Here is a 14,715-nt window from a genome sequence, read left to right on the forward strand (position 1 = left end):
ATCATCCGCCGGTGAACAGGTGCTGCTCGACCGCCGGGAGCCAGCACTCCGCACGGGTCGGGGGGCGGTAGCCGGCCTTCAGGTGGGTGACGAGCGCGGGTAGGCCGGGATGGCGGTTGTCGCGCCGCCACAGCAGTGAGTGGGCGTAGACGGGTACCGGTGATGCCACCGGGATCCGGACGAGGTCGGGGTGCCACGGCACGCGCACGCCCTCCCCGGCGAACGTGACGGTCTGCGTCGAGCGGGCCACCTCGTCGAGCAGGTGGTCGAACCCGAAGTTCGGGCCGCGGGTCTCGATGCGCAGGGCGAACTCGGCGGCGAGGTCGGTGAACCAGGCGGTCCACTCCGTGCCGGGCGTGTTCCCGGGCATCCACGCGGTGGAGCCGGCCAGCTCGGCCATCGTCACCAGCCTGCGGCCGGCGAGGGGGTGCGCGGCGCCGACGAGGACGTGCAGCGGGTCGAGGCAGACGGTGGTGTGCGCCAGCGCGGGGTCCAGCGGGCCGAGCACCCGGGGCGAACGCGGCGTCGACCGAGCCGTGCAGCAACGCCGGGATCGCGGTACGCAGGCCGTCCGAGGTGATGGTCTCGACGTCGGCGCCGGTGCTCTCGTGGAACCGCCGGACCAGCTCCGTGCTGGCCAGCCGGGTGCCGAGCACGTCCACGCGCAGCGCGCGCCTGCGGGACCGGACCGCGTCGACTGCCTGGTCGGCGGTGGCGAGCAGCGCCCGGGCCGGCAGCAGGAACGCCGCCCCGTCGTCGGTCGGCTCCGCGCCCGTGGGCGTCCGGCGCAGCAGCGTGGCGCCGAGGTCGGACTCGAGCTTCGCTACCCGCTTGGAGACGGCCTGCTGGCTGATCCCCAGCTCGTCGGCGGCCTCGCCGAAGCGGCGGCAGCCCGCCACCGCGACGAATGCGCGCACCGCTCCCACGTCGAGCTCCACGATCACCTCTTCGCACAACCGCTGGTTGTCGCTTCCGGCGTGTCCGCTGTTGGACCGCAGGGCGCTGCGCTGGCTGGGATGCCTGACTAAAGATCGGCAGCCCACCACCGAGGAGCGTACGTGGACTCGTTCGCGCACCTGCACGTCCACACCGAGTACTCGATGCTCGACGGCGCCGCGAAGATCGCCGCGCTCGTCGCAGGGGCCGAGCGCCTCGGTATGCCCGCGGTGGCGATGACCGACCACGGCAACCTGTACGGTGCCGACGAGTTCCACCGGGTCGCGAGCCGCAGCGCCGTCACGCCGATCATCGGGATCGAGGCGTACGTGGCACCGGCCAGCCGGTTCCACCGCAAGCCGGTGTTCTGGGGCCAGCCGCACCAGCGCGGCACCGACGTCTCCGGGGGCGGCGCGTACACCCACCTGACGCTGCTCGCGCAGGACGCGACGGGGCTGCGCAACCTGTTCCGGCTCTCGTCGCTGGCCAGCATCGAGGGCTACTACCGCAAGCCGCGGATGGACCACGACCTGCTCGCCGCGCACGCGACCGGGATCATCGCCACCACCGGGTGCCCGTCCGGCGAGGTGCAGACGCGGCTGCGGCTGGGGCAGCGGGCGGAGGCGATGCAGGCGGCGTCCGACCTGAAGGACCTGTTCGGCGCCGGGAACGTCTACCTGGAGCTGATGGACCACGGGTTGGCCATCGAGCGGTCGGTGCGCGAGGGCCTCCTGGAGATCGGCCGTGAGCTGGGCCTGCCGCCACTGGCCACGAACGACTCGCACTACGTCACCCGCGACCAGGCGGCGATGCACGCCGCGCTGCTGTGCGTGCAGTCGGGCCGGACGCTCACCGACCCGGCGCGCTTCCGCTTCGACGGCGACGGCTACCACCTCGCCTCGCCCGCCGAGATGCGTGCCCGCTGGGACGCGGAGGTGCCGGACGCGGCCGACAACACCCTGGAGGTGGCCGAGCGGATCGGGTCGTACGCCGAGGTCTGGGAGCACCGGGACCGGATGCCGGTGTACGACGTGCCGGAGGGGCACGATGCGGCGTCCTGGCTGCGCCACGTCGTGGCCGAGGGGCTGGGCCGGCGCCTTCCCGCCGGTGTCCCGGACGCCTACCGCGAGCGCGCCGGCTTCGAGATCGACGTCATCGTCCAGAAGGGCTTCCCCGGCTACTTCCTGATCACCGCCGACCTGATGGCGCACGCCCGCGACGTCGGGATCCGGGTCGGCCCCGGCCGCGGGTCCGCGGCCGGCTCGCTGGTGGCCTACGCGCTGGGCATCACCAACCTGGACCCGATCCGGCACGGCCTGCTGTTCGAGCGCTTCCTCAACCCCGAACGCGTGTCGATGCCCGACATCGACATGGACTTCGACGACCGCCGCCGCGGTGAGATGGTCCGCTACGCCACCGAGAGGTACGGCGCCGACCGGGTCGCGCAGGTCATCACGTTCGGCACGATCAAGACAAAGGCCGCGATCAAGGACGCCGCCCGCGTCCACCTCGGGCAGGCCGGCTACGCGATCGCCGACCGGATCTCCAAGGCGCTGCCACCGCCGGTCGCGGCGAAGGACATCCCGTTGTCGGGGATCGTGGACCCGGCGCACGAGCGCTACACCGAGGCGGCGGAGGTGCGCGCGCGCGTCGAGCGCGACGAGACCGTGGCGACGATCATGGAGACGGCCCGCGGGCTCGAGGGCCTCGTCCGCGGCGCGGGGGTGCACGCGTGCGCCGTGATCATGTCGGCCGAGCCGCTGATCGACACCGTTCCGCTGTGGCGCCGCGACGACGGCGCGCTGATCACCGGCTGGGACTACCCGTCCTGCGAGGCGATCGGCCTGCTGAAGATGGACTTCCTCGGGCTGCGCACCCTCACCGTCATCGGCGACGCGATCGACAACGTCCGCGCCAACCGCGGCGTCGACGTCGACCTCGAGAACCTCGCGCTGGACGATCCGGACACCTACGCGCTGCTGGCCCGCGGCGAGAGCCTGGGCGTCTTCCAGCTCGACGGCGCGGCCATGCGGGAGCTGCTGCGCCGCCTGCGGCCCACCGGGTTCGGCGACATCATCGCGGTCAACGCCTGTACCGGCCGGGGCCGATGGCGATGAACACCCACCTGAACTACGCCGACCGCAAGAACGGTCGCCAGCGCGTCGAGCCGATCCACCCCGAGCTCGCCGAGCCCCTGCGCGACATCCTCGCCGAGACCCACGGCCTGGTCGTCTACCAGGAACAGATCATGCAGATCGCGCAGCGCGTGGCCGGCAACTCGATGGGCCGCGCCGACGTCCTGCGCCGGGCGATGGGCAAGAAGAAGGAGGTGCTCGAAGAGGAGTTCGACGGGTTCCGGGCCGGCATGCGCGCCTCCGGGTTCTCCGACGAGGCCGTGCGGGCGCTGTGGGACACGATCCTCCCGTTCGCCGGGTACGCGTTCAACAAGTCGCACGCCGCCGGGTACGCCCTGGTCGGCTACTGGACGGCGTACCTCAAGGCGCGCCACCCCGTGGAGTACATGGCGGCGCTGCTGACCTCGGTGGGCAACGACAAGGACAAGTCCGCGGTCTACCTCGCCGAGTGCAGGCGGCTCGGCATCCGCGTGCTCCCGCCCGACGTCAACTCCTCGGCCCGGCGTTTCGCCGCCGTCGGCGACGACATCCGCTTCGGCCTGGAGGCCGTGCGCAACGTCGGCGCGGGCGTCGTGGAGTCGATCCTCTCCACCCGCGAGCGCGGCGGGCCCTACCGTTCCTTCCCCGACTTCCTCGACCGCTCCGAGCTCGCGGTCTGCGCCAAGCGGGCCCTCGAGTCCCTCGCCAAGGCCGGCGCCTTCGAATCGCTGGGCGCGACCCGCCGAGCCGTGGTGGAGGTGCACGAGGCGGCCGTCGACGCCGTCGTCCCGCTCGAGCGGCGGGCGGCAGCGGGCCAGTACAACCTGTTCGGGGACGACGCGGCGGAGCCGGAGTCCGCTTCGCCGTTCGCGCACCTGCGGCTGCTCCCCGACGAGTACTCGCGGGCGGAGCTGCTCGCCCACGAGCGGGAGATGCTCGGTCTCTACGTCACGGCCCACCCCCTGGACGGCGCAGAGCACCTGCTGCGCCGCCACGCCGACCGCTCGATCGCCGCGCTGCTCGCCGACCGGCCCCGCGAGTGGGAGGTCACGATCGCCGGGCTGATCACCGCGGTGGACCGGCGCGTCGACAAGCGGGGCGAGCCGTGGGCGATCTGCACCGTCGAAGACCTCGACGCGAGCCTGGAGGTCCTGTTCTTCGCCCGGGCGTACGCGGTGGTCGGCGCGCAGCTCGCCGAGGACGCCGCGGTGGCTGTCACCGGGCGGGTGAGCTGGCGCGAGGACCGCATGTCGGTGTTCGGTGAGTCCCTGACGGTGCTCGACCTGGCCGTGACCGGGCCCGAGCCCCTGGTGCTGTCGTGCGCGCCGGAGCGCCTCGACGCCGACGCCGTCGACGAGCTGCGGCGCACGCTCCTCGCTCACCGCGGCGACGTGCCGGTGCACGTCCGGGTCGGTGAGCGCCTGTTCGCGCTCGACGACTACCCGGTGGCGGCCACCGCGGCGCTCCTGGGCGAGCTGAAGGCCGTGCCGGCGATCGCGGTGCTGCCGGCGACGTACGCTGGAGAGCGTGGTTCCGGTGATCGGCGTGCTCGCGTTGCAGGGTGACGTCCGCGAGCACGTGGCGGCCCTCGAGGCCTGTGGCGACGTGCGCGCGGTGCCGGTGCGGCGCTCGTCCGAGCTCGACGCGGTCGACGCCCTCGTGATCCCGGGCGGCGAGTCCACGACGATGAGCCGGCTGCTGCAGACGTTCGAGCTGCTCGACCCGCTGCGCAAGCGGATCGTCGACGGGATGCCGGCGTACGGCTCGTGCGCCGGGATGATCCTCCTGGCCAGCGAGGTCCTCGACGGCCGCCCCGACCAGCAGCAGCTGGGCGGCCTCGACGTCGTGGTTCGGCGCAACGCCTTCGGCCGCCAGGTCGACTCGTTCGAGACCGACCTGGAGTTCGCCGGCCTCCCCGACGGTCCCGTCCGGGCGGTGTTCATCCGCGCCCCGTGGGTCGAGTCGGTCGGGCCGGCGGTCGAGGTGCTCGCCGCGGTGCCACCCCGCACGCTCTCGGGAGCCGACGCCGGTCCCGCGGCCGGCCGGGCGGTGGCCGTGCGGCAGGGCGCGGTGATCGCCACGGCGTTCCACCCGGAGCTGACCGGTGACCTGCGCGTCCACGGCCTCTTCTGCGACCTGGTGAAGCGGGCGAGGAACTAGCCCGGCAAGCGGCGCCCCCGATGACAGCATGGTGGCTTTACTGCCGTATTCCGCCAGTAAGGCCACCATGCTGGCGTCCGTCGTCGCGTGGTGAGGCCCGCACGTCGGGCCTCGGGCGGCTGGCGGCTGACGCGTAGGACTTGCGCAGTTCGTCGATGACCTGCGCGCGGTGGGTGCGCAGCCGCCTCGGGAGCGTGGGCAGCACGGTGACGCCGGCGGCGGCGAACCGCGCCCGCTTCTCCTGCTCACGCGCGTAGTCCTGTGGGGCGAGGTGCCACTCGAAGGAATTGATCTCCCACGCCAGGCACACGTCGTCCCACCAGGCGTCGGCGATCCCGAGCAGGTTCCCGTCGGCGTCGTGGACCCGGGCGTTCCACCACGGCTCCGGTAGCCCGGAGCGCTGCCACAGCTTCTTCGCGTCCGCTTCGGCAGCGGACAGCACTCCGGCGCTGACGTCCTGGAGGACCTTCCGCGGTGTCGACGAGCCGCGTCGCCCACTCTCCGTCAGCTCGGCCGACAGCTGGGTCACCGTGCACAACCGGCGTTGCACGGCATCCGAGACGAGTTCGGTGATCTCGCGTCGCGACCGGAGACGTCGGGCGGCGTCGATCACGGCACGGGCGGGCGGTGCGAGCGGGAAGCCGCCCCGGACGATGGGTGCGGGAAGGCGAGCGGTCCGCTCCACGTGCATCAACTCGGTGTTGCGGACCTGGCGGGCGTGGGGCACGAGCAGGTGCAGCGCGGGCGGGAGCGCCGGGCCCCGGCGGACGCCGTACCGATGGCACGCGTGCAGGCCCGTGATCATGCTGCCCGGGCCCCCGTGCATCACGGCGGCGGTCGCGAGCTGGTCGGGCGTCGGGTGCCCCGTCGCCATCAGGAGGATCCCGGGTGCGAGCCGCTGCCAGGGGCCGCCGTCGCGGCAGCGCCGGTACACGGTGGTCTCCGGCAGACCGAGCTCCACGAGTTGCCGGGCGCGGATCACCCCGGCCACCGCTGCCGCGAACAGGTCGTCAGGATGAGGGCTGCCGGCGCGCATCCGCATGGCCCGATGATGCGCGGCAGCCCCGATGTACGGAGGCGAACGAGGAAACTGAGGCCCCATCGCTGTTGCCCCGTGTGCCAGCGTGGTGGCCATACTGCCGGGTTATGCCAGTAGAGCCACCATGCTGGCATTACGGGGCGCGGCCACGGAGGAGTCCGAGCGGCCGCGACTGCCGCCGCCGGTACCATCGACGGGATCTGTGCACGGCGAAGGGACGAACGGTGAGCGGCCACTCCAAATGGGCGACGACCAAGCACAAGAAGGCCGTCATCGACGCCCGGCGCGGCAAGATGTTCGCCAAGTTGATCAAGAACATCGAGGTGGCCGCGCGCACCGGCGGCGGTGACCCCGACGGCAACCCCACGCTCTACGACGCCATCCAGAAGGCGAAGAAGAGCTCGGTGCCCAACGACAACATCGAGCGCGCCGTCAAGCGCGGCTCGGGCGCCGACGCCGGGGGCGCCGAGTACCAGAACATCACCTACGAGGGATACGGCCCCAACGGTGTCGCGGTGCTCATCGAGTGCCTCACCGACAACCGCAACCGCGCCGCCACCGAGGTGCGCCTCGCGATGACCCGCAACGGTGGCCAGATGGCCGACCCGGGCTCCGTCGCCTACCTGTTCACGCGCAAGGGCGTGGTGATCGTCCCGAAGAACGGGCTCACCGAGGACGACGTGCTGATGGCCGTGCTCGACGCGGGCGCGGAGGAGGTCAACGACCTCGGCGAGAGCTTCGAGGTCGTGTCCGAGGCCACCGACCTCATCGCCGTGCGCACCGCGCTGCAGGAGGCCGGGATCGAGTACGACTCGGCCGACCCCACCTTCCTGCCGTCGATGTCGGTGCCGCTGGACGCCGAGGCGGCCAAGAAGGTGTTCCGGCTGATCGAGGCCCTCGAGGACTCCGACGAGGTCCAGAACGTCTACGCCAACTTCGACGTCTCCGACGAGGTGATGGCAGAGGTCGGCTGAGCCCGCAGCAGCTGACGAACGGCACCTTCGCCGGTACCTAGCCGACGAGGGTGCCGTTCGCCGTGTCCGGGGGCTGGTGCCGGTGCACCCGGACGCGTGCCGGGCGCACCGAGCGGCCGTCGACCTCCAGCCCGGGCTCCAGCAGCTCGGCGACCGTGCGGTCGAGCGCCGCGTCGTCGGTGGCCACGACCTCCGCAGCCTCCATCATGGCGGCGCTGAACGGGTGCCCGGGCCGTGGCGAGACCAGCGCGCCGCCGCGGCCGGCGAGCAGCCGTTCCAGCCCGGCCGCGATCGCCTCGAACGCGGAGCGCTCCTTCCGGGCGCGGGTCGCGGCCGCGCAGGCGACCGCGTCGGAGCGCAGCGCGTGCAGCTCCACGAGCAGCGGTACGTCCGGTGCGGCCCGGGAGCCGCCCTCCGCCAGCCGCGCGAGCGCGGCGGACTGGCGGGTGACGATCCGGGACAGGTCGTCGATCTTGTCGACGAGCTCCTGAAGGTCCACCACCCGGGGGAACCTATCGCTACCCTGCGGTCGTGGCCGTCCACGGTATCGATCTCGGCACCACGAACTCCGCCATCGCCCACACCGACATCGACGGACGGCCCGTGGTGCTCGCGGGGCTGGGCGGCTCGCCCACCACCCCGTCGGTGGTGCTGTTCGCAGGCCCGGACGAGCACGTCGTCGGGGAGGGGGCGCGCCGGGAGGCGCGGCTCGACCCGGAGCACGTCTGCGCGCTGGTGAAGCGCCGGATGGGCGACGCGGAGTGGCGGTTCGTGGCACACGGCAGGTCGTGGTCGGCGCCCGCGGTGTCGTCGCTGATCCTGAAGAGCCTCGTCGCCGATGCGGGCTTCGCCACGGGCGAGGCCCCGTCGGCGGCCGTGATCACCGTGCCCGCCTACTTCGGCGACGAGGAGCGGCGCGCCACGGTGCTGGCGGGCAGCTACGCCGGGCTGGACGTCGTCGACGTGCTGTCCGAGCCGATCGCGGCGGCGCTGGCGTACGGGTTCGGGCGCCTGGAGGGCAGCCCCGCGACGGGCGACTCGCACGAGACGGTGCTCGTCTACGACCTCGGCGGCGGCACGTTCGACGCCACGGTGATCGAGCTGGCCGACCGGCGCATCTCCGTGCTCGCCGTGGAGGGCGACCACCAGCTCGGCGGCGCCGACTGGGACGAGCGGATCGCGCTGCACCTGTCGCGCCGCTTCTGCGCCGAGAACCCCGACGCCGAGGACCCCCTGGACGACTCAGCGGGCTCGCAGGCCCTCGTCCTCGCCGCTGAGCGGGCGAAGCACCGGCTCACCGACGCCGACAGCACCGACGTGGTCGTCACCCACGACGGCGTCATGGCCACCGTGCGGCTCACCCGCGCCGAGCTGGAGGAGATGACGGCGCCGCTGCTGCGCCGCACGCTCGACCTCACCCGGGCGTGCCTCGCCGAGGCGGCGCGCCGTGGCGTCGACCACGTCGACCGGGTGCTGCTGGTCGGCGGGTCCTCGCGGATGCCGGCCGTCGCCGCCGCACTGGGCGACGAGCTGGGGCTCGAGCCGCGGCTGCACGACCCCGAGCTCGCCGTCGCCCACGGCGCCGCGCTGTACGGGGAGAAGAAGGAGCTCGAGCGCATGGTGGCCGCCGACCTGCGCACGCGCGGCCGGCTGCGGGACGGCACCCCCATCGAGGACGCCGCCGCCACCGACCTCGACGACGCCTGCCGCCGCGTCGCCGAGGCCTACGGGGTGCCGCTGGCGCAGGTGCGCCGGGCCGTGGAGATCCAGGTCGACACGGTCGTGTCCCGCGGGTTCGGGGTGCTCGCGATCAACGCGGTGGCGGGGCGGCTCGAGGCGACGTGGCTGGTGCACCGCAACGACCGGCTGCCCATCCGCACGAGCCGGTCCTTCGGCACCATGCGCGCTGACCAGGACATGATCCAGGTCACCGTCGTCGAGCAGCAGGGCCAGGCGGAGTCGGCCCGGCCGGAGGACGTGAAGGTCCTCATCGCCGGGGAGATCAGCGGGATCCCGCCGGGCTACGACGAGGGCAGCGAGGTGCGGGTGACGTTCGAGATGGGCTTCGACGGCGTCCTGCACGTCCACGCGTTCCACGTCGACGCGGGCATCCCGCTGCAGCTCACCGCCACCACCGGGGCCACGCTCTCGCAGGCCGAGGTGGCGCGCGAGCGCGACCAGCTGGGGAAGACCCGCCGCCGTGCGTGAGCTGGACCCCTTCGACCCCAACGAGTACCGCAAGCGGGTGCTCGCGGCCGTCGAGAAGCGGGGCGGGCCGGACGCGTCGGACCCGTTCGAGCTCTACGACCTTCCCCCGGCCGACGACCTGGACGACGCCGCCGTCGCCGAGCGGATCGAGCAGGTCTGGGCGGCCTGGCAGCGCCAGCGCGACCACCCCAAGTACCGCGTGCTCGTCGAGCTGCTCGTGCGCCGGCACGCGGAATGCAGCGCCGAGCTGCTCGACGCCGAGCGCCGCCGGGCCGCAGCGGCACGGGTGCGCGCGCAGCGCGCGCAGCGCGACGCCGCGCGCTACGAGCTGCTCGACGCGGCGATCAGGCGCCTGGTGCAGCGCCACCGCGGGGTTCCCGCCAACAAGGTGGAGGGCCTGTACGAGGTGGGGGCGCTCGCGGGGCTGAGCCGCGCCGAGGTGGACGGGCGGCTGCGGGGGCGCCGCGTGCTGCCGGCCGGTGCGCCGCCGGGACGGCCGGTGGTCGGGCCGGAGCGGCGGCGGCAGGTGCGCGCCCTGCTGGACGAGTTCGGCCGGCTCACCGGCGACGCCCCGCCGCCCACGCTGTTCGCGCTGCTCGGGCTCGGGCCCGACGCCACCGCGGAGCAGGTGGCCACCGCGGCCGGTGCGTGGCGGGCGCGCGCCCGCGAGCTGCCACCGGAGCGGCTGCGCGTCGTGGTGGACGAGCTGCTCGTCCACGTCGCCGAGCTGGTCGAGCCGGGGCGCGCGGCCGTCGACGCCTACCTGGACGCCGTGGCGGCCGACGTCGCCGAGCACCTGCGCCCGCGGGTCCGCGCCGCGGTGCTGGTCGAGGACCGGCTGGTGGCGCAGGACCGGGAGCACCTGGTCGAGGAGGCGCTCGCGCTCGGGCTGGACCGCCCCCGGGCGGAGGCGGTGCTCGCGGCGCTGGCCGACGAGCTGGCGGCGGCCGCCGACCCGCCGGCCCCGCGCGGGCGGGGGTGGGAGGAACCGCTGAAGGCGGCCCGTGCCGCGCTGCGGGCGGGCCGCGCCGTGGAGGCGCAACGGCTCGGCCGGGTGGCGGAGCAGCACGCGGGCGACGACGGGCGCACCCCGGTGCGCGCGGTGGCCGACGAGGTCGCGACCGTGCTGGCGGCTGCGGACACGCGCTGGCAGGCCGCCGTGGCCGCGCACCGCGCCGGTCGCTGGGGCGAGGCCGTCGACCTGCTGGACGAGCTCCGGCGCACCGCGTCCGACGTGCCCGGACCGGGTGGCGCCGCCCTCGACGAGCTGCTGCGCGAGGCGCGCGCCGCGCTGGAGCGGCTCCCGGTCGCCGCCCCGGCGTGGGTCAGCGCGGCCCGCGACGCCCGCGGTGACGTGCTCGTGCTGTGGGCGGCGTCCACCACCCCCGGTGTCGAGTACCGGGTGAGCAGGCGGGGCCCGGACGGCCGCTGGCAGGTGCTGGCCCGTACCGGCACCACCTCGTGGGACGACGGCGCCGCACCGGTCGGGGTGGAGGTGCCGGTGTACGCGGTGACCGCGCTGCACGGCGGCCGCACGTCGGGGGAGACGCGATCGGACGGCTGAGCACCGAGCGCAGGTGCGCGCCGCCCGACAGGCCGGGCAACACCGTCGGGGTGTGGTCCTACACTCGCGTCCCGTGAGCACCGCCACCACCTCCTCCAGCAAGCCCGGCGCCGCGCAGGACGCGCCGCCGTCAACGGGGCGGCGGTTGCTGCTGCTCGACGGCCACTCGCTGGCCTACCGCGCGTTCTTCGCGCTCCCCGCGGAGAACTTCCGCACCGGCACCGGGCAGACCACCAACGCGGTCTACGGCTTCACCTCGATGCTGATCAACCTGCTGCGCGACGAGCAGCCCACGCACCTCGCGGTGTGCTTCGACGTCTCGCGGTCCACGTTCCGCAACGAGCGCTACGCCGAGTACAAGGCCAACCGCACGACCACTCCGGATGATTTCCGGGGGCAGGTCGACCTCATCAAGGAGGTCCTGCGTGCGCTCAACATCCCCGAGTTCGGCGTCGAGGGCTACGAGGCCGACGACCTGATCGCCACCCTCGCCACCCAGGCCGAGGCCGATGGCTTCCAGGTGCTCATCACCACCGGCGATCGCGACGCGTTCCAGCTGGTCAGCGACAACGTCATGGTGCTCTACCCGAAGCGCGGCGTCTCCGAGCTCTCCCGGGTCGACCCGGACGAGGTGATGAACCGCTACGGCCTCACCCCCACGCAGTACCCCGACTTCGCCGCGCTGCGCGGCGACCCCAGCGACAACCTGCCGAACATCCCCGGCGTGGGGGAGAAGACGGCCGCCAAGTGGGTGCGCGAGTTCGGCTCGCTCGCCGAGCTCACCGACCGCGTCGACGAGGTCAAGGGCAAGGCGGGCGACGCGCTGCGGGCCCACCTGGCGGGCGTGCTGCTCAACCGCCAGCTCACCGAGCTCATCCGCGACGTGCCGCTCGACGCCCGGCCCGCCGACCTCGTCGTGCGGCCGTGGGACCGCGACGCCGTGCACCGGCTGTTCGACGAGCTGGAGTTCCGGGTGCTGCGCGAGCGGCTGTTCTCCACCCTCCAGAGCGCCGAGCCCGAGGCCGAGGGCGGCATCGAGGTGCAGGGCGGCGCGATCGAGCCGGGTGGGGTGCGGGCCTGGCTCGACGAGCACGCCCGCGACGGCCGGCGCGTCGGGGTGTCCTTCGCCGGCATCCGCGGCGGCGTCACCACCGCCGATCTGTCCGGCATCGGCCTCGCCGTCGGCGAGCCCACCGTCGAGGACCGTGCGGAAGGTGCCGCCGCCGGTGTGCCGCAGGCGGGCTACCTCGACGTCACCCGCCTCACCCCGGACGACGAGGCTGCGCTGGGGGAGTGGCTCGCCGACCCGTCCGTCCCGAAGGCCGCCCACGACGCCAAGTCCGCGCTCCACGCGCTGCGCGGGCGCGGCTGGACCCTCGGCGGGCTCACCAGCGACACCGCGCTCGCGGCCTACCTCGCCCGGCCGGGCCAGCGCAGCTTCGACCTGGCCGACCTCGCGCTGCGTTACCTGCGTCGCGAGCTGCGCTCCGACGGCGAGGCCGAGAACGGCCAGCTGTCGCTGCTCGGCGGCGAGGAGGAGGCCGACGCCGCCCACGCGCAGGTGCAGATGGTCGCCGCGTCCGCCGTCGCCGAGCTGGCCGACGCCCTCGACGCCGAGCTGGCGCAGCGCGGCGGCACCGAGCTGCTCGCCGAGCTGGAGCTCCCGCTCGAGTACGTGCTCGCCGACCTGGAGACCGCCGGCATCGCCGTCGACGGCGACGCCCTCTCCGCGCTGGAGGCGGAGTTCGGCGCGCAGGTCAAGCAGGCCGCCCAGGACGCCTACGCGGTGATCGGCAAGGAGATCAACCTCGGGTCGCCCAAGCAGCTGCAGGTCGTGCTGTTCGACGAGCTGGGCATGCCGAAGACCAAGCGTACCAAGACCGGCTACACCACCGACGCCGACGCGCTGCAGACGCTCTTCGAGCAGACCGGCCACGAGTTCCTGTCCCACCTGCTCCTGCACCGCGACGCCACCCGGCTCAAGGTCACCGTCGAGGGCCTGCTCAAGTCGGTGGCCGACGACGGGCGCATCCACACCACCTACAGCCAGACGATCGCGGCCACCGGCCGGCTGTCGTCCACGGAGCCCAACCTGCAGAACGTCCCGATCCGCACCGCCGCAGGCCGCCGGATCCGCGAGACGTTCGTGGTGGGCCCGGAGCACGCCGAGCTGATGACCGCCGACTACAGCCAGATCGAGATGCGGATCATGGCGCACCTGTCCGAGGACTCGGCGCTCATCGAGGCGTTCCGGTCCAGCCACGACTTCCACGCCGACACCGCGGCGCGGGTGTTCGGCTGCGAGCCCACCGACGTGTCGGTCGAGCAGCGGGCCAAGATCAAGGCGATGAACTACGGGCTGGCCTACGGCCTGTCCGCGTTCGGTCTCTCCGGCCAGCTGCGGATCTCCACCGAGGAGGCCCGCGCGCTCATGGACGACTACTTCGAGGTCTTCGGCGGGGTGCGCGACTACCTGCGCAGCATCGTCGGCGTCGCCCGCAAGGAGGGCTACACGGCCACGATCATGGGGCGCCGCCGGTACCTGCCGGACCTCACCAGCGACAACCGCCAGCGCCGGGAGATGGCCGAGCGGATGGCGCTCAACGCGCCGATCCAGGGCAGCGCCGCCGACATCATCAAGGTGGCCATGCTCGGCGTCCACCGCGCCCTCGCCGCGGAGAGTCTGCGCAGCCGCATGCTCCTGCAGGTGCACGACGAGCTCGTGCTCGAGATCGCCGAGGGCGAACGCGAGCGCGTGGAGGAGCTCGTCCGGCGCGAGATGGGGGCGGCGGCGAAGCTGTCGGTGCCGCTGGAGGTCTCCGTCGGCTACGGGCGCAGCTGGGACGACGCGGCCCACTGACCGCCCCCCGCGAGCCGGCCTGCGCATCCGATCATGCCCTGCGGATGTACGGCGTCGCTCGGGCGGACGGAGCCTCGACGCCACCCGCAGACTGCGAGACGATGGGCGGCCGACTGGTCGGCCATCACGTCATCGAGGAGGCCGCGCGGTGTCAGTGCAGAATCCCGGGCAGCTCCACCAGGAGTGGGAGAAGGCGTTCAACGGCGGCGACATCGACGGTCTCGTCGCGCTCTACGAGCCGGGCGCGACGGTCATCCCGCAGCCCGGGAACCCGGTGACAGGACACGCTGCGATACGTGAGGCGCTCGGTGGCTTCCTCGCGCTGCACGGGCAGTTCCAACTGCGAACCGACGCTGTGGTCGAGTGCGGCGACATCGCCGTGGGGTACGGCTCGTGGACCCTCAAGGGCGGCACCGACCCCGACGGGAACACCGTCAACCTGGAGGGCCGAGCCACGGACGTCATGCGCAAGCAGCCCGACGGCTCGTGGCTCGACGTCATCGACGATCCGTACAGTAGCGGCTGACACCACTCGGTCTGCCGTCCGCCCTTCGGTCGTGCACGGCTGACGGCGGGAGGTCCGGCTCGCGGGCGGTTGCTACCGAGGCGGTCAGGGCACGAGCCCACCCCGGCCGTGCACGCGGCCCTGCTCCAGGTCGGCCATGGCGTCGGCGAACGCGCCGAGGGGGTAGGTGCGCGTGTGCACCTGCACCGCTCCTGCAGCGGCGAGGGCCGTGAGTTCGCGCAGGTCGTCATGGGTGCCCACCGCGTTCCCGACGATGCTGATCTCCGGCACCACGGCGAACGTCGGCACCCGCAGCTCGCCGGCGTCGCCCTCGCCGACGAAGTCGATGACGGCC

Annotated in this window: 10 protein-coding genes and 2 pseudogenes; 7 read left to right on the forward strand and 5 right to left on the reverse strand. The window is 73.5% G+C overall.

Going from position 1 to position 14,715, the window contains the following annotated elements:
• Window position 1: 1 nt before the first annotated feature.
• Both ABEA81_RS23885 and ABEA81_RS23890 read right to left on the reverse strand, forming a co-directional pair.
• Window positions 2-508, reverse strand: coding sequence for a LysR substrate-binding domain-containing protein (locus ABEA81_RS23885; protein WP_345607542.1), 507 nt, complete (start codon window positions 506-508; stop codon window positions 2-4).
• A gap of 301 nt (window positions 509-809) precedes the next feature.
• Window positions 810-1,088, reverse strand: a pseudogene (locus tag ABEA81_RS23890) (helix-turn-helix domain-containing protein); the annotation flags it as partial.
• Between ABEA81_RS23890 and dnaE the strand changes: the two are divergent.
• Window positions 1,059-4,615: pseudogene (dnaE, locus tag ABEA81_RS23895) on the forward strand (DNA polymerase III subunit alpha). The pseudogenes ABEA81_RS23890 and dnaE sit on opposite strands and share 30 nt — an antisense overlap.
• On the forward strand, window positions 4,578-5,210 hold the full coding sequence (gene pdxT / locus ABEA81_RS23900; RefSeq protein ID WP_425570642.1) for a pyridoxal 5'-phosphate synthase glutaminase subunit PdxT: 633 nt from the start codon (window positions 4,578-4,580) through the stop codon (window positions 5,208-5,210). The pseudogene dnaE and the gene pdxT overlap by 38 nt, the downstream one beginning before the upstream one ends.
• 37 nt (window positions 5,211-5,247) lie before the next feature.
• On the opposite strand, the gene ABEA81_RS23905 is transcribed toward pdxT, so the two are convergent.
• The gene (locus tag ABEA81_RS23905; protein WP_345607543.1) at window positions 5,248-6,252 is read right to left on the reverse strand and encodes a hypothetical protein; all 1,005 of its coding nucleotides are present in this window, start codon (window positions 6,250-6,252) and stop codon (window positions 5,248-5,250) included.
• A gap of 221 nt (window positions 6,253-6,473) precedes the next feature.
• Here ABEA81_RS23905 and ABEA81_RS23910 point away from each other — a divergent pair, with 221 nt between their 5' ends.
• Complete coding sequence (locus ABEA81_RS23910; RefSeq protein WP_345607544.1) at window positions 6,474-7,223, forward strand: YebC/PmpR family DNA-binding transcriptional regulator; 750 nt, start codon at window positions 6,474-6,476, stop codon at window positions 7,221-7,223.
• A gap of 37 nt (window positions 7,224-7,260) precedes the next feature.
• Here the strand turns inward: ABEA81_RS23910 and ABEA81_RS23915 are convergent, their stop codons facing one another.
• Window positions 7,261-7,725 carry a nucleotide exchange factor GrpE gene (locus tag ABEA81_RS23915; RefSeq protein ID WP_345607545.1) on the reverse strand — a complete coding sequence of 155 codons (465 nt, stop codon included), beginning with the start codon at window positions 7,723-7,725 and terminating at the stop codon, window positions 7,261-7,263.
• Between the two features lie 29 nt (window positions 7,726-7,754).
• On the opposite strand from ABEA81_RS23915, the gene ABEA81_RS23920 reads away from it, so the two are divergent.
• From ABEA81_RS23920 to ABEA81_RS23935, 4 genes are all read left to right on the forward strand, one after another.
• Complete coding sequence (locus ABEA81_RS23920; RefSeq protein WP_345607547.1) at window positions 7,755-9,431, forward strand: Hsp70 family protein; 1,677 nt, start codon at window positions 7,755-7,757, stop codon at window positions 9,429-9,431.
• Window positions 9,424-10,995: a hypothetical protein gene (locus ABEA81_RS23925; RefSeq protein WP_345607548.1), complete on the forward strand. Its 1,572-nt coding sequence runs from the start codon at window positions 9,424-9,426 to the stop codon at window positions 10,993-10,995. The genes ABEA81_RS23920 and ABEA81_RS23925 overlap by 8 nt, the downstream gene beginning before the upstream one ends.
• A 73-nt stretch (window positions 10,996-11,068) precedes the next feature.
• Entirely contained in the window at window positions 11,069-13,855 is a 2,787-nt protein-coding gene (gene polA / locus ABEA81_RS23930) for a DNA polymerase I (RefSeq protein WP_425570643.1), read from the forward strand.
• Window positions 13,856-14,003: 148 nt separating this feature from the next.
• On the forward strand, window positions 14,004-14,381 hold the full coding sequence (locus ABEA81_RS23935) for a YybH family protein (protein WP_345607549.1): 378 nt from the start codon (window positions 14,004-14,006) through the stop codon (window positions 14,379-14,381).
• A gap of 84 nt (window positions 14,382-14,465) precedes the next feature.
• Here ABEA81_RS23935 and ABEA81_RS23940 read toward each other — a convergent pair whose 3' ends face one another.
• Window positions 14,466-14,669 carry a zinc-binding dehydrogenase gene (locus ABEA81_RS23940; RefSeq protein WP_345607550.1) on the reverse strand — a complete coding sequence of 68 codons (204 nt, stop codon included), beginning with the start codon at window positions 14,667-14,669 and terminating at the stop codon, window positions 14,466-14,468.
• Window positions 14,670-14,715: the final 46 nt, after the last annotated feature.

It is taken from the genome of Pseudonocardia adelaidensis (genome assembly GCF_039543345.1).
GTDB lineage: Bacteria > Actinomycetota > Actinomycetes > Mycobacteriales > Pseudonocardiaceae > Pseudonocardia > Pseudonocardia adelaidensis.